Consider the following 19,865-nt stretch of genomic DNA (forward strand, 5'->3'; position numbering starts at 1 on the left):
CCTGTCCCATCCTCCCCCTGTCTCGCTGCTCCGTGCCCTGCTGAGAAAGGAACTTCCGTGACCAACACAGCCCTTGACTACCTGAGCATCCACCAGGACCGCAGCGCGGGGATAGAGGCGCTGCCCTACGAACTGGTGGAGCGCAAGGGTGAGGGCCACCCAGACACGATGTGCGACGCCATCGCCGAGCGAGCTTCGAGCTACTACGCCCGGTATTGCATGGAGCAGTTCGGCCGGGTGGCTCACCACTGGTTTGACAAGGTGATGATCTACGGCGGAGAAGCGGACATCGACTACGGCAGGGGCGAGCTGACCAGGCCCTACACCGTGCTGTTTTCCGGCAAGGGCGCGTACGCCTTCGGCGGCACCCCAATTCCCCTGCCGGACATCCTGTACCAGGCGACGGCCGACACGCTCGCTGCAGTGACCACCGGTTTCATAGCGGAGAAGCACTTGAAGCTGCAGTGCGAGATCGTCGACCACCAAGGGGCGGGCCGCGGCCGCTCGCGGTACCGGCCTCAGACGCTCGACGACCTAGTCCAGATCGGAGACCCCCGCCTGGTTTCCAACGACTGTAATCTGCTGCACGGCTACGCGCCGTTCAGCCGTCTGGAGCGTGTCGTGCTGGACGTCGAGCAACTAGTTAACGGCAGCGACTTCAAAGCGACGAACCCCGATACTGGTTGGGACGTCAAGGTCTTCGGTAGCCGCCGAGACGGCCGGTTCCGGTTGATCGTCAACATGCCGTTCCTCGGGGCCCGGATCGAGTCGCTCGACCACTACTTCGCCCGCAAGGCCGAGTGCTCGGCTCGTATACGCGAGTTCGCCGAGTCCGTGGTCGAATGCCCGGTGGACTTGCTGGTCAACCCGACCGATCGCAATGGGCGGCCATACCTGACGGCGCTTGGGTCGGTCGCGGACACAGGCGACGTCGGAGTGGTCGGCCGCGGTAACCGGCTCAACGGCCTGATCACGCCGATGCGCTCGATGAGCATCGAGGCGCCCGCAGGCAAGAACCCGCTCGACCATACGGGCAAGCTCTATGGCATCCTCGCCCACCGGCTTGCCGCCCAGATCCACCAGGCGATCGGCGTACCGGTCGAAACCCACATCTTCACCTCGAAGGAAGCCCCCCTCGACCAACCCGACGAGGTGGTGGTACGGCTCCGCAACTGGCAGCGAGCGGACGGCGACGAACAGGCGGTCACACGGATCGTCCGGGACAGCTTGCGGTCTATGGGAGACGTGACCCGCGAGCTGGTCTTCACCGGAATCACGATGTGGTGACCGCCGTGTTGACGAATCAGATCCGCGACGCCGTGGCGGCGTGCATCGAGGAGGTTGCGGAGCCGGCGGACTTCTGGGTCCGCCGCTACCAGGCCCCTATGCGGACACACCAGAATCAGTTCATCGTGATCCTGAAACCGGAGCTCATCGAACGGAGCGGCCGACCGGCCACAGCGGCAATCTCCCGCTCCCTGGGCGTGCTGGCGGCACATCACGTGCGAATCGGTGCGGTCCGTGTGCTGTCGTCGAGCTTCCTGGCACGCTGGGGGATCATGGAACAGCAGTACGGGACGCTGTTCCGTGTGTCGCAGCAGGGCCTGGCTGCGGTGCCGCCAGCGGCGCGGAGGCGGCTTGTGGTGGCGTTCCCCCTCGCCGAGACAGCACCCGAGCGTGTGCTGGGTGGCCATCAGTTCCTCAGGGCTAACCCCGAGCTCTCACCGTTCGCGCTGGACCTACTGACCCGTAACCTCATGGTCGAGAAGCTCGGTTCTGGCATCTACGGCATCGAGGCATTCCTCGACGGGGAGCGCTTCGTGGTGCTCAATCCATTCCATCCATTGCAGTGCGAACATTTCACCGCGCCTGGCAAGGCAGTGGTGGTGCTGGAGGGCACGTCGTCGCACCGCTTCGCCGACGTCCGCCGGGAGGCAATTGGTGCGACCGACCCACGCGATGCCGTGCCGGGATCGCTCAAGCGCATCCTGCTGGATGAGCAGCGCGATCTCGGTCTCTCGTCGATTTGCACCCGCCGCAACGGCGTGCACATGTCCCCCGGTCCGGTGGAGGGAATGGTGGGGGTGCGGCGCTACTTCTCCGCGCCCGATGCCGAGGTCCCCGTCGGGCAGACTGCCTTCGGAGCGGTCCTGCTGGCCGAGGGTTATCCCGCCGGGGCGGTCGCCGAGCTCGCGGACGACCCAGACGTGGATGTCGACGGGCTGCGCGCTCCACTCTTCGAGGTGACGGAGGACCTGAACTGGGACGAGGCGCTGAGTGTCACGCAGCGGCTGCGTGGAGCGGCGTCCCGATGACCAGCCTGCGGGGACGCAGAATCTGGCTCGTCGGGCCGTCGGGCGCTGGCAAGTCCACCCTCTGCGGGGAGTTGTCCGAACGGCTCGGCCTGCCGCACACCGAGCTGGACCGCCTCTTCTGGCTGCCTCAGTGGCGAAGGGCTCCGGAGACGCAGTTCTGCAGCGCGGTGACCCAGGCGGCCGCGGCGGAGCGCTGGATCATCGACGGCCAGTACGACCTGGCGCATCCCATCCTGCGCGAGCGCGCGGACCTGGTGATCTGGCTCGATCCGGGCGCCACGGTCGCCTTCCGTCGCCTGGCCAAACGCACCATCCGTCGACTGGCCTCCCACGAGGAGCTGTGGAATGCCAACCGCGAACGGCTCTCCGGGGCGCTCCAGTTGCTGGCTTGGGCGCTTCGCGAGCACTCCAGGGTGCGGGAGAGGAATGCGGAACTTGCTGCCTTCCTGGCCCGGCGACAGGTTCCCTGCCTGCATATACGGTCGCGTTCGGAGCTGGCACACCTGTTATCGACTCTAAAGCCCGGTACGTCCACATCAGGAGGGGGTAAGACCGGCTGATGCTTGCGCCAGCGAAGATCCGCCAGGACATGGTCCGTATGATTGCCAAGTCCAATGGATTTCACATCGCACCGAACCTGTCTACGATCGAGATCATCTATACGCTTTTCTTCCGCGTGATGAACATTGATCCGACAGAACCGGATGCACCCGATCGTGACCGCTTTCTGCTGAGCAAGGGGCACTGTGCGGCAGCCGCGTACACGGTAATGGCCGCACGGGGGTTCTTCGACGCTGCCGCGCTGCAGGAGTACAACCTCGAAGGAAGCCCGTTCCCGTCTATCGCGGACTCGAATAGCGCCGCCGGTCTGGAGATGTCCTCCGGGTCGATCGGGCGGGGACCGTCCGTGGGCCTCGGCATGGCGCTGGTGGCCAAGCGCGAGGAGATGCCGTTCCACACCTACGTACTGATCGGCGACGGCGAGTGCCAGGAAGGATCGATCTGGGAGGCAGTGATGCTGGCCCCCGGCCTTGGACTCGACAACCTGACGGTGATCGTGGACAACAACGGACTTCAGGGCTCCTCCACCATCGCCGACGTCATGGACGCGAGGAACTACGCCGAGCGCTTCTCGGCGTTCGGGTGGGAGGCGCACGACGTTGAAGGCCACGACATTGACGCGCTGGAGGAGGCGCTGCGCGCGCCCCAGAGCGGTCCCAAGGCCGTCATCGCCCACACGGTCAAGGGCAAGGGCCTGTCCATGATGGAGCATGAGGTCGGCTGGCACTACCGGGCGTTGACCTTCTCCGAGTTGGTGACTGCGATGCGGGAGCTGCGATGAACAACCCCGTGCCGCCCCATTCGGCCGGTGCGCTCATCGGCAGCTTCCTGCGCACCTGCGCGGAGGAGTCCGGTGACGTCTATTTCATCAAGGCAGACGGCACCCTGCCTGGCGCGGACTCCTTCGTCGACGACTACCCGCAGTTCTACCTCAATGCCGGGATCGCCGAGCAGAACGCGATGTCCATCGCCGGCGGCATGGCCCTGACCGGCAAGACCGTCTACCTCTGGAACACCTGCACGTTCCTGGTCTTCCGGCCCTATGACCAGATCAGGTGGGACGCAGCATATCGAAACGCGAAAATCCGGCTGATTGGGACCAGCTCCGGCTACACCCGCGGCCCTATGGGTATGGCCGGCATCACCGTCGAGGACATAGGTGCGCTGCGTTCGATGCCGAACATGACCATCGTCTGCCCCGGCGATCGTCATGAGATGGCCAGCCTGTTGCAGCAGTGCCACACGGTGGACGGTCCGGTATTCATGCGACTAGGAGTCGAGCGCGAGGAGATGCCCGCCTTGCACGAATCCGGCCGGGACATCGTGCTCGGGCGCGCCAGCGTCGTATGCGAGGGCGATCAGGCAGTCCTGCTCGCCACCGGTCACCTGCTGCCAGAGGCGTGGGAGTTGGTCCAGAAGCTGCGGGAGGAGGGGCTTCGGATGCGTCTGGTCAGCATGCACACCATCAAACCCTTCGACTACAGCGCAGTGCAGGAGATGGCCGCGCAGGGACTGCCAATCCTCACCTACGAGGATCACAACATCATTGGCGGTCTGGGTAGCGCGGCCGCAGAGGCCATCGCCGAGTCCGGCCACGGTGTCCCGTTCCGGCGGATCGGCATTCCGGACCGGTACACAACGCGTCAGGGCGATGTCTTCTACCAGCGGCGGGAGGTCGGCTTCTCGGACCTCGACGAGATCCGCAGCTGGCTCAAGAAGCACATGACATGAACTAGGCCGTCTCGGTCGATAGCAAGCCCAGGTCATTCGCGAGTGGGGAGCTGGTATGCGGATTCGGGACTCGGCCCGCGGCGTCGTATTCAACGACGACGGCGAGATCCTGCTGTTGAGGTGCGAGGACAAGGAGCCGGTCGACCCCAGGAATCCGGACCTACTGCGTTACTGGGTGACCCCTGGTGGCGGGACCAAATCCGGCGAGACCCCTGAGCAGTCGCTCGTCAGAGAGCTTTACGAGGAGACAGGCATGGTGGACGTGGTGGTGGGCGCCTGCGTCTGGCTCCGCGAGCTGGAACTCGTCCTCCCCGAGCGCGGCCCGGTGCTCAGCCGCGAGCGCTACTTCCTATGCCAGAGCCGGGAGAAGAGGACGAGTCGGGAGCACATGACGGTCAGCGAACGAACGGTCATCAAGGAGATGGGCTGGTGGGCGCTGGACCGATTGGCCGACTCCTCCGAGACGTTTCGTCCGCCGGGCCTGGTGCCGCTGGTGCGGCGGCTGTGCTCCGATGGCCCACCATCCGAACCGATCAGGATCGAGGGCTAGCCCGATGCGACTCGAAGCCGTGGACGAGACCGCCTTCGCGCACGTGGACAACCGCTACTACGACGGGATCCACTACGACCGACGCTATGCCGGCTACACCTGGGACACCGAGTTCTGGTGCTCCTTTGCCGAATCTGTCGGCCGGGACGTTCTGGAACTCGCAGCTGGAACAGGCCGGTTGAGCGTTCCCATGGCAGTTCGCGGGCTGGACGTCGTCGCGCTCGACATCTCACCGTCGATGCTCGCCCGGGCCCGAGCGAAGGTGACCACACCTCAGCGCGCCCGGTTCCTGACCGGTGATATGCGCGACTTCGACCTGGACCGACAGTTCGACCTCGTGCTGCTCGCATGCAGCAGCGTGTGCCATCTGCTCTCCGACGACGACGCCAAGCGCTGCTTTGACTCCGTGCGGCGGCACCTGCAGGCCGGAGGCACGTTCGCCCTCGACCTCGCGGCACCGCAACGGGAGACCTCGACGGCAGACGGCTCCTGGCGACCGCGGTTCCGGTACCCCGATCCGGCGGGTACCGGTGAAGTCGTTGTGAGCGGACGCCGCCGCTACGACCCCACGACCCGGCTGCTCACCGACGAACTCGATTACGAGTTCGTCGCCGACGGCCGCGTCGAACGCGCGACCAGAGTGAGCCGGATGTACCCCTTCGAGGAGCTGGTGTCTCTGCTGGAGCGGTCGGCCCTCCATGTCGTGGAGTCGTACGGCGGCTTCGATCGGCAACCGCTCACCGTCGCCTCGGAAGTGCAAGTGCTGATCTGTTCATTGACACCCAGTGGCGTCTTGGACGGTACGGAGTCGCCGCGATGAGTCGCTACGAACGGGCCGCCGCGCAGGCCGTGGGCACCGGTACCCACGACCCCGTCGAGGTGCGCTGGGGCACCGTCGTGGTACGGGTCCACACCAGCTCGGCATGGGTGCGCCACTACGTCGCCGACCAACATCACCTGGTCGAGCCACGATCCCTCGGCGGGGTCGCACCGCACACGGTGGATCTGTTCGCAGTGGCAGACGCCGCGCTGCTGGCCGATGTCAAGGCCCACTTGGCTGACCGGGCGGCAGCCGTACGGGAAGCGTTCGCCGGGGAGTCGTATCGGTTCGCCCAGCTGGCCGCGAGCGAAACGGCTCTGCTGGCCGATCGACCGACTATGTACGACCACGCCCTGCTCACCCGGGATTTCCTGTCCTGGGTGGTTCTCGCTGCGCGGTCGCAGGACCTCGGGCTGTTGGTCACCCGGACGATCCGCGAGATTGTGCGGGAGGACCTGCTGGCCCGTGGCGCGGTGATGTTCCATGCTGGCGCGGCCGAGCTCTCGGACAAGCACGGGCTTTTTCTCGCGGGCCCCTCCGGCGCAGGAAAGACCTCCGCGGCGCTGCGTGCGGCCTTGGGCGGAGGGCTCGTGGTCGGCACCGACCGGACACTGCTGCTGGCACACGGCGGGCAGTGGTTCGCCGTGGGGCTCCCGATGTCCACCCGCTTGGGTCCGGGCTCTGCAAGCGCGTTGGGTATCGCCAGTGCCATGGACGGCCACATTCCGATCAGGAGCACGCTGTCGCAGCCCGGCACTCCGCAGAGCGGGCCGGACAAGCTGTCACTCAGCAACGCCGAGGTCTACGCGGCGCTCGGCTGCGGGTTCACGCCGACGACACCGATCGAGTCGCTGCTCGTGCTCCAGCCTTCTCCCGATGTGTCCCCGCGCGTCACCGACGTGGACCCGGCCGAGGCGGTGGGGCACCTCGCCGAGCACCTGCTGTCGCCGGACCCGGCCTACCGGAGTCGCTGGCTCGCCGCCCAACCGGACGCTGCCACAACGGCGGACCCGCGGGCGCTGGCGGCCGCCATTGTCGCCCAACTGCCGGTCGCGCAGGTGGTGTGGGATCCCGTTCTGCACTGCGACGACGGTGCCGCCACACTACTGTCCCGGCATAGCCGACGCAGTGGGTCCGGCCTGGCCGTCGGGCTCGGCGGGACAGTAGGCGGCCAATGAACAGGGGCACGATACTCAGGGACCGGATCACGCTGATGCGCACACTGCGTGACGGCGGCGTTGCACCGGTCGCCGTCCTGTTGGGAATCCAGTTGGTGTCCGGTCTAATGCCCGCCACAACCGCCCTGGCCGTCAAGTTCCTAGTCGAGCGACTGGCCGCCCGGGGAGAGACAACCCTGCCGCTGCTGGCCTTCGGTGCACTCATCTTGCTCGGCAGACTGGCTCAGACCGCCTTAGGGCCAGCGGCCTACTTGGTGACGCAGCGCATCGACGGGGCCAGACGGAGGCAGCTGATCCGGCTCGTGACGGCCGGTGCGACCGCCGATGTCCTTGAACGGCCCGCGACGCGGGAGCTGGTCCGCGTCGCCAGGGCCGATCCGGAGTTCTGGGCCGAGCGCACGCCGGGCGAGGGCGCGACGGCACAGCTCGATCTGCTCGTCCGCTGGGCGGGTGTTGCGGTGTCCGCTGTGGTGCTCACCAGCTTTGCCTGGTGGCTGGCGCCGTTTGTGCTGGTGCCGGCCGTGGCGATCCGGTCGATCTGGCGCCGGCAGTTCCTGGAGCACATCCAGCTGGAGCGAGACGGGATGGTGACCGGGATCGAGGCAGAGCACTGGAAGCGTACGGCCATCGAGTGGACCGACGGTAAGGAAAGCCGGACATTCGGCTTCGGATCGTGGGCAGTAGACCGGTCTCGGCACCACGCTCTGGACATGCTGCGGCCACGCTGGCTGGCTGGTACGCGCAGTGTGCTGGAGCAGTGGAAGATCGCGGCGGTCGTCGGGGTTCCCTTGGTCATCGCGTTCGCACTGGTCGTGTGGCGGGCCGATGGCACGGGCGGCGGCGTCGCCTCGGCCGCCGCGGTGCTCGGTAGTGGCTGGTCGATTTTGAATCTACTCGGATTTACCGATGCCCTGGATATCGAGGGCGCAGTCCCCGGTGTGCGGGCGTTCGCCCGTCTCATGGCCGAGTTACCCGGCGCCGATGTGGGAACCGACGAGCTCCTCAAGTCGGGCGACAAGCACGGCGGCCGGGCGCCGCTCGTCCGATTCGAGGGAGTGTCGTTCACCTACCCCGGGAACGGGCAGAAGGTGTTGGACGGGCTGGACTTGGAGGTCAGGCCCGGCGAGCTGCTGGCGATCGTGGGACTCAACGGCGCCGGGAAGACGACGATCATCAAACTTCTCACCGGGCTGTACCAGCCGACCGAGGGGCGGATCACGGTCGACGGCATCCACCTTGCCGACACCGACATCGACAGCTGGCGCAGGCGGATATCGGTGGTGTTCCAGGACTTCGTCCAGTACCACCTGCCGGTGTTCGACAACATCGCCCTAGGTTACGGCGGCGTACCCGTCACCTCCTCGCTGGTGCACGCTGCGGCGCGGGACACCGGACTCGACGTCATCGTCGCCGGGCTCCCCGACGGCTGGCACACGCCGCTCGCCCGGACCCGCCCCGGCGGGGTCGACCTCTCTGGCGGCCAGTGGCAGAAGGTCGTGCTGACACGCGCGATGTACGCACTTCGCCAGGGCGCGCGGCTGCTGGTTCTGGACGAGCCGACCGCACACCTCGACGTCAGGGCGGAGTTCGAGGTCTTCCACGGTCTAGCCGCGCTCAAGGACCGTGCCGGGATGGTGCTGATCTCGCACCGGTTGTCCACCGTACGACTGGCGGATCGCATCGTGCTGCTCGACGGGGGCCGGATCGTCGAATCCGGCACGCATGCACAGCTGATGAGCGCCGAAGGGCTGTACGCGGACCTGTTCACAACCCAGGCAGAGCGCTTTAACCAGGGTTTCAACGACCAGCTGGACGAGGAGGAGCCGGTATGACGCGCTACCTACGACTGTGGGCGGAGCTGTTGAAGCTCTCCTGGCAGCGAGAACGGAGGCTGACCGCCCTGGTGTTCGCCCTGGAGGCCGGTTCCGTCGTGGCTAACGTGGTGATTGCGCTGTCGCTGCGCTTCGCCGTGGACTACCTGATTGACCATCGCGAACCCTTGGCGATCGGCGCTGCCTGCGGCGCGGCGATCGCCTGTGCGGCGGCTCTGGTCGCGAACCGGTTGCACGGGCTGGTCGGACTCTTCCTAATCGTCGAGAAACTCGGCGTCGTCCTCGATTCCCGGATGATGTCCGATATCGCGGCGTTGGAGGGCATCGAGCACTTGGAGAGGCCGGAGTACCTGGACCGTATCTCTTTGCTGCAAGGCGGAGCGCGGCGGCTCGTCGGCGGCATGTGGACCGCTGTCCGGAGCGTCTTCACCATGCTGCAAGTGGTCCTAACGCTGCTGCTACTGGGAGCCGTAGGGCCCTGGCTGTTGCTGTTGCTCGCGCTCGCCGTCGCACCACTCCTGAGTGACTGGGCAGGCCGCCGGATCGAGACCCGGACCGAGACGGACACCGCGGACGCCTTCCGACTCCAACGCCACCTGTTCGAACTCGCCACCGAGGCAGGACCGGCGAAGGATATCCAGGTGGCCCGGGTCGGTGGCACGGTGGCGAATCGGCAGGCCGAAGCCTGGGACCGGGCAACGATCGGGCGGTTCCGAGCGCGGGTGCGGGCGGCCGGTCTCCGCGCGCTGGGATGGTCGGTGTTCGCGGCTGGCTTCGTGCTCGTCCTCGGCCTGCTCGTGCGGCGTGCCTCCACCGGCGCGGCTACCGCAGGCGAGGTGGTCATGGTGGTCACACTGGCCATCACCTTGCAGCAGACAGTCCAGACCATGGTCGGCCAGTGGACTACCACGATGAGCGCTGGCCTCTTCATCGAGCCCTACCTGTGGCTGCGTTCCTACGTGACGGCCGACCGCCGGCTGCGCACCGGCAGCGAATCCGCGCCGGACGCGTTGCACGAGGGCATCAGACTGACTGGGGTCGGCTACACGTATCCCGGTACGGTGTCGCCCGCGGTGAAAGACATTGACGTCTTCATGCCCGCCGGGGCGGTGGTCGCGCTGGTGGGCGAGCACGGCTCCGGGAAGACGACCCTGGTGAAGCTGTTGAGCAAGTTCTACCGCCCGCAGGCCGGGACCATAACACTGGACGGCGTCGACCTCGCGGCGGTGGAGACTGAGGCCTGGCGTGTCCGTACGAGCGCCGCCTACCAGGATTTCGGAAGGTACCCACAAAGCACGTTCGCCGAAGCGGTGGGTTTGGGGGACGTCGCGCACATCGCGGATCGCCGACGGAGGGACGAGGCGATTCGCGCGGCCGATGCCACACGGCTGGTGGAGCGACTGCCCGACGGCATCTCCACCCGGCTCAGTCCACAGTACGGCGGCGTGGAACTGTCAGAAGGGCAGTGGCAAAAGACCGCGCTGGCCCGTGCGTGCATGCGGACCGGGCCCTTGCTCTTCATGCTCGACGAGCCGACCGCCGCACTCGACGCGCCGAGCGAGCACGCCATCTTTGAGCGGTACATGGCCCAGGCACGACGGCAAGCGGCGCTCAACGGCACCGTGACGCTGGTCGTGTCACATCGGCTGTCCACGGTCGCCAGTGCGGATCTGGTCCTAGTGCTGGAGCGAGGGCGGCTAGTCGAGCAGGGAACGCACGAACAACTGCTCGCGCTCGGCGGTCGCTACAGCACGTTGTACGCCCTCCAGGCGCGCGCCTACGAAGCAGTGCCGCGGAGCGACGCGGTGAGCGCTGAAGCGGAGCGCTCCGCCACATGAGGTCGGCGGCAAGCCAGACTCGGAGAGAGGGGATGGTTCGGATGACGAGCCCGGCCACGGCCGTGACGCGGTGCACAACGACAGCGGCGGCCGGACAGCTGCCCGGCGTTGGGGTCTCGGTGGACATGGAAGTGCCGAAGGAACTGCACGGGACGGTGCTGTCCCTGCTTCACCCCTTCGTCGCAGTCACTAGTGACACTGGCCGCGCAGCGCCTTGGCGGGTGATCTCCTCGATCGAGGAGGCTGCGAACGACGACGGGCTGGTGTCTTACGGCGGCCATGACGACACGGCGGTCCGGATCGGAGTCGACGCGCGTGCGCGGGTGGTCCGGCTCGTGGCGGCGTCCGAGTCCCGCTACCTTGCCGTGCACACGGTGCGGGTCGTCCGCTCGCTCTTGCGGTTGGCCACCCTGGAAAGCGACCCGTCTGCGCTCTTCGTACACGGCGGTATGTTTGCTCGGTCCGGCCTTGGTCTGGCAGTGCTCGGCGGCAAGCGGTCCGGCAAGACGTCGACGATCCTCGGGGCGGCCGCACTCGGCGCTGCTTTCGTGAGCAACGACGATCTGTCCCTCCACGTCGGCGAGCAGGACTGCGTTGGAGTGGGCTGGCCAAGGTCGGTCTCGATCCGGGAGGACACGCTGGCGGCCCTAGGGGGGGCGATGCCGGACGAGGCCAGCCACCCCGCGAACGACACGTTCGACGCCTACCGGAACGGGGCTCGACTGCTGTTCCCGTCGCAGATTAGCAGCCTCTTCGCCACCGAATTGGTGGCCTCGGCCACCGTGGTCGGGCTGGTGTTCCCGAGCTTCGCTTCTGACAACGAATCGTCGATCACAAAGTTGATTCCCGCCGAGACGGGCGCGCGGCTTCGGGCGCAGCTGCTGCACCCGCCGGTCAAGGACACGTTCTTGGCTGAGCACTTCGCCCTCCCCGACCCGGTCGGGCTCGCGGAACGTGCCGATCTGATCGCCGCCAAGCTGCCGGGCTACGAAGTGCGGCAGAGCCTCAGCACTCTGCGGGTGACCGCGGCCGGGCTGGCCCGAATCCTGGACGGCAGGAAGCGATGACCACGTACCGCAACCGAGGAGACCAGACGCACTCTGCCCGGCAGAACGAGATGAGAAGGGACACCGGCATGCTCACCGAACTCGCTCACTACTCCGTGGAATGGAACGATCTCCACAAGGCACACGAGCAGAACTCCCGGTTCCTGCGCCGTCTGGCGGCTGACCGGGAGGGGATGCGGACACTGTTCGACCGCGTGCGTGAGGACCCGACCCTGTGGGACATGTGCGAGCACAACCGACTGTTCGACAAGCTCGTCCTGCACGATGCCCCGGAGCGGGGCTTCCGGCTACGGCTGCACCGCTGGTTCGATGACGAGGTGGCCGCGGCGCACGACCACCGCTGGTCCTTCACGACCCTGGTGCTCAGGGGCGGTTACGACCACACTCTCTTCGAGGTGCTCAGGGCGCCCGACGGCAACAAGACGTCGGGGCCGGACGAGCGTGTGCAGGTTGCCGAGAGGTTCCGGACCACGGAGCGAGCCGGCGACTCGTATACGATCCAGCACACCACCGTGCACAGCACGGCCACCTCGCCGCAAACCGTCACGCTACTGCTGCGCGGCCCGGCCGAAAAACCCCGGTCGCGCCGCACAGACCCCTCTACGGGGCAGATCTGGTACGGAGTCGGTCGGCAGGATCAGACAGCCGGCGAGGTGGCGAAGCGACAGCTATCCATCGATCAGTATGAGCGCATCCACGAGGAGCTAGCCGCGTACGGGATCGTCTGACCGTGGACCAGATGCAGATGGGTGCCGACGCAGGGGTGCTGCTGGAGAAGCTGCTTCGCATCCCGGACAGCGAACGGGAGTTCACCGTTACGCCGGAAGGTGCTCTGGCCGACTACCAGGTGCCAGAGGAGCTGCTCGACCTGTTACGGGCGAATGGGTTGCCTGCCCAGCCCGGCGCGGACTGCTGGCTGTACGACCTGGCCGATATGCTGAACGTTGCCCTGCACCTGGACATCGGCTCGCGACACCGGAAAGTGCTCGGCTGGTGGATACGTGCGCTGGAAAGGCCTTGCGGAGAGGTCGTCCACTACCGGATGGACTACCTTCCAGGGTGCCCGCTGCCAGAGCACGCCGGTTCGTGCCACTACAGTCTCCTCGATCGCGATGGCCGACGCATCAAGGTGACCTGCGAGCCGCAGTCAAGGAAGCCGCTGCATTCACTGTCGTTCCAGCTCAGCCAGCGCTGGCCGACGCTGCCTGCGCCGTTGCGCCGGTTAGTCGATGAGGTCGCCGACATCCGGTTTGTGCGGCTGCATGAACCGTTGCGGTGGGATACGGACTTCATTCGTGTCTCTGGTATTGGGGATTGCTGCGGGGTGGCCAAGCTCATGGTTGAGGAGGCGCTCGACCGTGGCATTCCGGCCAGGATGTCGTCCGGCCGGGCGCTCACGCCGCCGTTCTCGACGGGCCACTTCTGGGCAGAGTTCCTGATCGCAGGGCAGTGGGTGCCACTCGATCCAGTCCTCATCGACGCCCTGATCGAATGGGGCGTCTGTGCCCCGACCCACTGGAACAGGCACAACTCGCTCGGTGGCATTTTGGCCCGGTTCGGCGAGTATAGGCAACCGCTCGCCCTTCATAACGGCGTGGAAATAGAACCTAGGCTGGCGTATCGAAACTCTGTGTAGCCGCTGATCACCGCACCGCACGGCGAGCCAAGCGAGGGATTCGCGTTCACTGTTCCCAGTCGGACGAATCACCTGGGAAGAAGTGCACCAGAGCAGACCCGCTGATCACGTTACCCGCGACCCCACGACAAAACAGTCTGGCCCCACCGCTCACGCGGCGGGGCCAGAACGCAAGACCTCCATGAGGCTTCTAAGCAGTGTCCGACAGGTCACGTGACTCAGACGTGCTTGTGTCGTTGGGGCTCCGCGTGGGTTGTTGGCGGTCCTTGAACTCGGTCACCCCTTGCTCGGGGACTCCAAAGTTACTCGCCTTGGTTCCCCAAGTGCCGGCCCGGAGACGGCCGCTGGGGCGGCCCGCAGTGCTGAAGAGCACCAGCACCGTGCCCGGGAGATCGGCGGAGTGATCAGGGTGCGGGCGGTGCCCGCCACGAGTACCGCCCGCACCCGCCTCCGCGCCTAATTCACCAGGCGAAGGCTTCCGGGGAGGGGCCGGGACCGGGGAAGACCTCCTCCAACGCCGTCAGCAACTCCTGCGGCAGCTGCAGCTGCACCGCGCGTACCGCGGTCTCCAGGCATTCGACGCTGCCGGGCCCGATGGCGGGGCCGGTGATGCTGGGTCGGGTGAGCAGCCAGGCCAGGGCGACCTCGCCGGGGTCCAGGCCGTACTGGTCGACCAGGTCCTCGTATGCCTGGACCCGGTCGCGTATGGCGGGGTTCTCCAGCGCCTTCGCTGCGCTCGCCGCGCGGCCCCGGGCGGTGGGCATGGCCCCACCCTCGTGCAGCCTGCGCAGCACGCCGCCGAGCAGGCCGCCGTGGAGCGGGGACCGGGCCCAAACGCCGAGCCCGTAAGACTGCGCGGCCGGGATGACCTCCATCTCGGCGCGCCGCTCGGCGAGGTTGTACAGGCACTCCCCGACGACGAGCCCCAGCGAACCGCGCCGCCCTGCTGTCTCGTTGGCCTGGGCAATGTGCCAGCCTGCGTGGTTGGACGACCCGGCGTAGAGGATCTTGCCCTGCTGGACGAGGACGTCGATGGCCTGCCAGATCTCCTCCCATGGGGTGTTCCGGTCCACGTGGTGTAACTGCAACAGGTCGATGCAGTCGGTGCGCAGGCGCTCGAGGCCGGCCTCGACGGAGCGGCGGATGTTGAGCGCGGAGAGTCGGCCCATGTTGGGCGAGGGATCGTTGTCGGGGGCCATGCTGGCGTAGAGCTTGGTGGCCAGGACGACCTTCTCGCGCCGCCCTCCGCCCTGGGCGAACCAGTTCCCGATGATCTTTTCTGTCTGGCCCTTGTTCTCCCCCCAGTCGTAGACGTTGGCGAAGACGTTGATACCCACGCCGAGCGCGGCGTCCATGACGGTAAAGCTGTCGGCCTCGCTGATCGCCGGCCCGAATTTCCCTGTGCAGAGGACGACCCGGCTGACTTGAAGGCCGGTGCGTCCGAGTTGCGTGTACTCCATGACAGCACAGCCAACGCCTGGAGCCTCCTCCAAGCAAATCAGCACACCTGCCGGTGGCCCTTCCAACGTCCGCCCTGACCGGAGTTCTTCAGCAAGTACGTTCCAACTGGGCCCATTCAGAGTCGGCCAGATCACGCCGCCTCACACAGCGCCGAACGATCGGCAGTCTGACTCGTCACTGACCTATCAGACAGACTCTAGTCTAGGAGGTGCCGTCGCCGAGCATGGCGAACAGAACGCTGATGGCGCTGGCAGGCGAGGCGTAAGGGGACTTGGGTGCCGATAGCGGACTCCAGGGTCAAAGGCCGAGCAGCACCGGCGTGGCCGGGACACCCTGGACGATCAGCGCCGTCAACGGTGTGGCAAGGTCTCGCGGCGAGAACAAGTCGGGACCGCGGTAGTCGGCAATCTCCTTCGGCCCCCACCACCGCACACCTCTGATGTTCTCAGCAGCGAGCTCGTCAACCGTCATCGCACCGCGAGGATCGAAGGAGGCAGTACGGACGAGGAAGTAGTCGTTGACCACACCATCGTAGCCCGCCGCAGTTTCGGAGTCGACGACCTCCTGATGCCACACGTGGGTAGGTTCAGCGTCAATAGTGAGTCCCACCTCTTCGTGCAGTTCCCGCTGCAGGGCCTGAAGCAGGGTCTCGCCGCGTTCAAGACCTCCCCCAGGAGCCGCCCACACGACGATCGTCCCCGACCGTTCCGGAATAACAAGCCGACACAGCAGGATATGGTCGTCTTCGTCGAGGATGATCGCCCGGACGGAGTGTCGAAGCTTCACCCTAGACACACTATCCGGTTCCGGAACATCCATCGGCGGAACGCGGTAGAGGGGCTCCTGATGCGGCCCTGCGCCGCAGCCGCCACTTCCCAACGCAGCCAACACCTACGTCTCTGACGCCAGATTGCAGGTTATCCGTCAGAGACGATATCGCCTCTTTCTGGGGAAGATATCCATTGCGAGTAACTGTTGCTCCCTGCCTCGATATCATCAGCCAGGACCGCTTGGTGCAGTAGTTGCAATGGTCTACTTGGCTCTATCCCCAGTTCGTCAGCCATCAAGCGGTACACCTGGCGGTACGTGGCCAATGCCGTTTCCCGTTGGCCGGATCTCCACAGAGCCATCATGAGGTGGCCACGCAATCGCTCCTGATGCGGATGAAGCGCCACCAGGCGCACGAGGTCGGGAATGGCGCCCGCATATCGCCCAACAGCGAGCTCGGCCTCATAGTAGTCCGTGAGCAGGGCGAGCCTGAGCTGTTCGAGCCGTGCGATCTCAGCCTGCATGACCGAGGTCTGACTCAGGCCGCTCAATGGTCTGCCCCGCCACAACTGCAGAGCCTCGCCGAATAGGGCACAGGCTTGCTCGGAGGCACACCGCTGCAGGCAAAGACGGGCGCGCTGTAACAGCCTCTGACACCGCTCGACATCCAGTTGATCCGGTGTGATGGAAATCAGGTAGCCGTCAGCTGCGGTGACGAGCCGAACTTCTTTAGTCCCTGCGATGAGTCGCCGCAAGCGGCTCACATACAGCTGCACATTCTTTTTTGCGCTCAAGGGTGGCGATTCTCCCCAAATCGCCTCTACCAAGCCCGTGATCGAAACCTGCCGGTTCGCGTTGAGGCACAAATAGGCGAGAAGGATTTGCTGCTTCTCTCCGCCCAGCGAGATCACGACTCCCGATCTGCGCAGCTCCAGCGGCCCAAGGAGGCGAAGTTCTGTATTTTCCGTATTTTCCCTCATGTTTCCACTCTCTTACAGCGTCTAAGGGCTTGCAGAGAATTAACTTGTGAGCTTTGGACGTTGACAGTGCCGCTCGGCCCGCCGCTGGCCGACATGTTGTTCTTCGGCGCCTCCTAACAGCGCCTCACACAATGAGTTGGTCTGTCCGAGTGTGATCAGGCGGCAGGCGAGGCGGAGGACGGACTGGTGGATGTCTGCTCGTCTCTCCCAGCTGATGCGGAGGCGTTTGAAGCCGTGAAGCCAGGCGAAGCTCCGTCCGATCACCACTTGGAGGTGTCCAGCCCCGTGCCGCGTCCAGCGATAGCTGGCACGGTCCCTTATTGCCCGCGGTCGCGATAGACGTCGTGGTGGTAGCCGCGGCTTACGAAGAGCAAGCCAGGCCAGCAGTGGGGACAGCCGACCTGTCCCCCAGAGGCGGAATCGCGTCGAGCAGAGGCAGCATCTGCGTGACGTCATAGCGGTTACCGCCGGCAAGCAGGCCGGCGAGCGGGGCGGCGGCCGTCGTGATCAAGTGATGTTCGCACCCGACCCGACCCCGGTCGACAGGCCCATGCGCCGCCCCCTTTTGAGCCCGGACGTGGCTGGAGTCGATCACACAGCAGGACCAGTCCAGCTTCGCTGCCGCGTTCAGCTCGGCCAGCACCACTGGAACCGGCTGTACAGCACGTACGGAGTCTCGCAGAGCGCCTGCCGGCCCGGTTACGGAATCGGTGCTCCTTGCGTGGCAGCAGCGGCTCGATCCGTTCCCACTGCTCATCCGACACGATCCACGAGGTGATGCCCCCCGAGCCGGACAACACTCAACCCAGCCCTCAAACACGACCACCAGCACCAAAGCACTTCGTTGCGTCAGGTTGTTAAACCCATAGGAGCCCTCCATGTAGAGACTCTTCTCGGACGTTCGGATGAGTTTGAGAAACCTTCGCCGGCGCCGAGATCATGTCAGCGTAATGTGATCAACGTCCAATAAACGTGCAGGTAGGGGCAGGTGATACCTGTGTTGACGATGAGTCAGCGGTGCCTGGTGTGCATTAGCACATGCAGGTACGGGCCCGCGTTGCCGTCTGCATTCCGCTGCGGCCCACCAGCTTGATCAAGATGGTGGGGTGCGGCACCGGACAGGCCAGCGGGATGCGGGGCGGTCCGGCTGCTGCCGAACAGTAGGGCGAGAGGTTCCCCGGCCAGATTGACGCGCAGGTGTAGCACAGTGGCCAGGACTTGCTCGGAGAAGACGAGTCGGGGGGCGGTCGGCCGCGTGCGGTATCATCGTCCGGATTCAGGGTCTGGGTTAGGTCGTCCAACTGGTGTGGAGACAGCCCGGTAGTGCGGGTCGCGCAGCAGGGCCCGGTCCCTAGTGGACATGTCCGAGGCAGGACTTGGCTACTACACCCATTCCACGGCACATCAAACGCGGTGGTGACGGGGCAAATGGCGATGCGACTCCATGCAAGCGGGACATTCGGGCCGCGAGGATCTTCCCGGTACCGAAAAGCCTGATTGCGTAGCGGGCGCCGTCATCGTCGCGGCGCGCGCTGGATCTCGTTGCAGGTGAGCTGGACCAGGCCGTCGGGCGAGGGGTGGCGGACGTGTTCGTCGGCTCGCCTCGCGCTCCGAGTGCCCAGCGGCAGCCCCAGAACCGACCCGCTGATGCAGCGCTGCACCCGACTCACCCCGACGGCCCGGCTTCCGATGGCCGAGTTCGCCAAAGAGGTCCGTGCCTGGCCCGACTGGCGACCCCGCCCCCAAGCCCCCATCCAGGGTCAGTCACTACCAAACAAACCGCCCCGCGCATGAAGAACTGTCACCCAAACGGTATCGGCGTAGTCCAGCGACGGCGCCAGCCTTTCGAGCTCACACAGCTCGAGGCCCAACTTCACACCAGCAGCGATGCCGTGTCACTTTCAGTGACGCTTCCAGCCGATTACGAGCACGACAGGGCTCGACACGGCGAAGGCGGCGCCGATTGACTCCACTGCACGGTTGGCGGTGCCGCGCACGTGGCCTTCTGGTGATCGCGTTCCGGCCAGCGCCAATGCATCAACAGCCAGGTGCACGTAGCGCCGACGCCGGCTGATCCTGCAGGTCGCGTACTACTATGGGAGTTGCATTAACGGAGGTTGGCGGACACCAACGTGGATAATCCGCACCGGCAGGTGCGGTTGAGTTTCCTGGGCTAGTCGAGGCGAACGTGGAGACCGCGGGGCGCGCACCACATGGGCGGCCGGGCTGCTCTGCGGTCCCCTCATGCACGCCATGTTGGGAGCGGGGTCTGACCGTCCATCGGTGAACAGACATGTGGTTCCGGGTAGTTGGCGCCTCCACCACGTTCCCGTCGCAATCCGCCTGGGCTAACTGCGCTGGTGTTTCCTTCGGGCCATGTCTGATCGGTCGGCCGGGGGCGACGGCCCGCCCGCTCCCCCGAGTGCGGGCGGGCCGTCTGCGGGTCAGCAGAAAGAAGGGGCCACCCGCAGCTTGCGCCAGGTGTTGGGGCCGACCACTCCGTCGTCGGCCAACCCGTTCTTCCGCTGGAAGGCGACAACAGCGCTTCTGGTGTTCGCGCCGTATATCCCGTCCACGGTGCCGGGCTTGCAGTGCCAGCCCACGAGCATGCACTGGGCCTCGGCGGTGGCGCTGCCCTGGCTGCCGGAGCCGACGATCGCGGTCATCGTCCGGCTGAACCCGGCGGTCCAGCCCGAGCTGCCGTCCGCCATCGTCTGCCAGCTGTACTGCGACTTCAGGCCCGTGCAGTGGTACGAGGCGGCGGGCGCCTCGGTGGCCGCGTGGGCGGTGGGAGCGATGGCGAGGCCGCTGCCGAGGACCGCGGCGGCTGACGCCAGGACGACGCGTTGTGCCCGGTTCATCGTGATGTTTTCCCTTCGAGCCGACGGGCGGCGCTGGTGGAACGCCACGGGCTTGCCCCACCGATGTTGGCGGCGGCGAGCCGGGCGAGGCCACAGCTGCCGGCCAAGTGCCGACACCACGGGACGACCCCGCTTGCGACCTGCTACGACGGTGCCCGCGGTGACGACGGGACGGGACGCGGGAGACGGCGGAAATGGCCGGTGAGCACCTTGCGGGCCGGACGAGTTGAGGTTGCGATGCATATCGACAGGGGGAAGGCCTCGGGG

Annotated in this window: 17 protein-coding genes and 2 pseudogenes; 13 read left to right on the forward strand and 6 right to left on the reverse strand. The window is 66.1% G+C overall.

Annotated features, from left to right (window positions below; genetic code table 11):
• The first annotated feature begins 57 nt into the window (after window positions 1-57).
• Genes P3G67_RS13800 through P3G67_RS13860 form a run of 13 tightly spaced genes read left to right on the forward strand, consistent with a single transcriptional unit; the run spans window position 58 to window position 13,528 of the window.
• Window positions 58-1,287 (forward strand): methionine adenosyltransferase, encoded by a 1,230-nt coding sequence (locus P3G67_RS13800; RefSeq protein ID WP_276093736.1) that lies wholly within the window; start codon window positions 58-60, stop codon window positions 1,285-1,287.
• Window positions 1,284-2,315 (forward strand): hypothetical protein, encoded by a 1,032-nt coding sequence (locus P3G67_RS13805; protein WP_276093737.1) that lies wholly within the window; start codon window positions 1,284-1,286, stop codon window positions 2,313-2,315. The genes P3G67_RS13800 and P3G67_RS13805 overlap by 4 nt, the downstream gene beginning before the upstream one ends.
• Entirely contained in the window at window positions 2,312-2,875 is a 564-nt protein-coding gene (locus tag P3G67_RS13810; RefSeq protein WP_276093738.1) for an AAA family ATPase, read from the forward strand. Before P3G67_RS13805 ends, P3G67_RS13810 begins: the two co-directional genes overlap by 4 nt.
• A complete protein-coding gene (locus P3G67_RS13815; RefSeq protein WP_276093739.1) occupies window positions 2,875-3,657 on the forward strand; it encodes a transketolase in 783 nt (260 codons plus the stop codon). Before P3G67_RS13810 ends, P3G67_RS13815 begins: the two co-directional genes overlap by 1 nt.
• Entirely contained in the window at window positions 3,654-4,607 is a 954-nt protein-coding gene (locus P3G67_RS13820) for a transketolase family protein (RefSeq protein WP_276093740.1), read from the forward strand. The genes P3G67_RS13815 and P3G67_RS13820 overlap by 4 nt, the downstream gene beginning before the upstream one ends.
• Before the next feature lie 55 nt (window positions 4,608-4,662).
• Window positions 4,663-5,157 (forward strand): NUDIX hydrolase, encoded by a 495-nt coding sequence (locus tag P3G67_RS13825; protein WP_276093741.1) that lies wholly within the window; start codon window positions 4,663-4,665, stop codon window positions 5,155-5,157.
• Between the two features lie 4 nt (window positions 5,158-5,161).
• Window positions 5,162-5,977 (forward strand): class I SAM-dependent methyltransferase, encoded by an 816-nt coding sequence (locus tag P3G67_RS13830; protein ID WP_276093742.1) that lies wholly within the window; start codon window positions 5,162-5,164, stop codon window positions 5,975-5,977.
• Window positions 5,974-7,155, forward strand: a complete 1,182-nt coding sequence (locus P3G67_RS13835) for a hypothetical protein (protein ID WP_276093743.1) — start codon at window positions 5,974-5,976, stop codon at window positions 7,153-7,155. Before P3G67_RS13830 ends, P3G67_RS13835 begins: the two co-directional genes overlap by 4 nt.
• Window positions 7,156-7,190: 35 nt before the next feature.
• Window positions 7,191-8,987, forward strand: a complete 1,797-nt coding sequence (locus tag P3G67_RS13840) for an ABC transporter ATP-binding protein (protein WP_276093744.1) — start codon at window positions 7,191-7,193, stop codon at window positions 8,985-8,987.
• Entirely contained in the window at window positions 8,984-10,825 is a 1,842-nt protein-coding gene (locus P3G67_RS13845; protein WP_276093745.1) for an ATP-binding cassette domain-containing protein, read from the forward strand. Before P3G67_RS13840 ends, P3G67_RS13845 begins: the two co-directional genes overlap by 4 nt.
• Window positions 10,826-10,866: 41 nt before the next feature.
• Window positions 10,867-11,892: a hypothetical protein gene (locus tag P3G67_RS13850; protein ID WP_276093746.1), complete on the forward strand. Its 1,026-nt coding sequence runs from the start codon at window positions 10,867-10,869 to the stop codon at window positions 11,890-11,892.
• On the forward strand, window positions 11,889-12,620 hold the full coding sequence (locus P3G67_RS13855; protein WP_276093747.1) for a hypothetical protein: 732 nt from the start codon (window positions 11,889-11,891) through the stop codon (window positions 12,618-12,620). Before P3G67_RS13850 ends, P3G67_RS13855 begins: the two co-directional genes overlap by 4 nt.
• 11 nt (window positions 12,621-12,631) lie before the next feature.
• On the forward strand, window positions 12,632-13,528 hold the full coding sequence (locus tag P3G67_RS13860) for a transglutaminase domain-containing protein (RefSeq protein ID WP_276093870.1): 897 nt from the start codon (window positions 12,632-12,634) through the stop codon (window positions 13,526-13,528).
• Window positions 13,529-13,989: 461 nt separating this feature from the next.
• On the opposite strand, the gene P3G67_RS13865 is transcribed toward P3G67_RS13860, so the two are convergent.
• From P3G67_RS13865 to P3G67_RS13890, 6 genes and pseudogenes are all read right to left on the reverse strand, one after another.
• Window positions 13,990-14,988, reverse strand: coding sequence for an aldo/keto reductase (locus tag P3G67_RS13865; protein ID WP_276093748.1), 999 nt, complete (start codon window positions 14,986-14,988; stop codon window positions 13,990-13,992).
• Window positions 14,989-15,286: 298 nt separating this feature from the next.
• Entirely contained in the window at window positions 15,287-15,775 is a 489-nt protein-coding gene (locus tag P3G67_RS13870; RefSeq protein WP_276093749.1) for an NUDIX domain-containing protein, read from the reverse strand.
• Between the two features lie 131 nt (window positions 15,776-15,906).
• Entirely contained in the window at window positions 15,907-16,737 is an 831-nt protein-coding gene (locus P3G67_RS13875; protein ID WP_276093750.1) for an AfsR/SARP family transcriptional regulator, read from the reverse strand.
• 129 nt (window positions 16,738-16,866) lie between these two features.
• Window positions 16,867-17,537: pseudogene (locus tag P3G67_RS13880) on the reverse strand (IS5/IS1182 family transposase); the annotation flags it as partial.
• 331 nt (window positions 17,538-17,868) lie between these two features.
• Window positions 17,869-18,087: pseudogene (locus P3G67_RS13885) on the reverse strand (ISAzo13 family transposase); the annotation flags it as partial.
• 1,094 nt (window positions 18,088-19,181) lie between these two features.
• Window positions 19,182-19,598 (reverse strand): peptidoglycan-binding domain-containing protein, encoded by a 417-nt coding sequence (locus tag P3G67_RS13890; protein ID WP_269856273.1) that lies wholly within the window; start codon window positions 19,596-19,598, stop codon window positions 19,182-19,184.
• Window positions 19,599-19,865: the final 267 nt, after the last annotated feature.

Source organism: Streptomyces silvisoli (genome assembly GCF_029269905.1).
In the GTDB taxonomy this organism is placed as follows: domain Bacteria; phylum Actinomycetota; class Actinomycetes; order Streptomycetales; family Streptomycetaceae; genus Streptantibioticus_A; species Streptantibioticus_A silvisoli_A.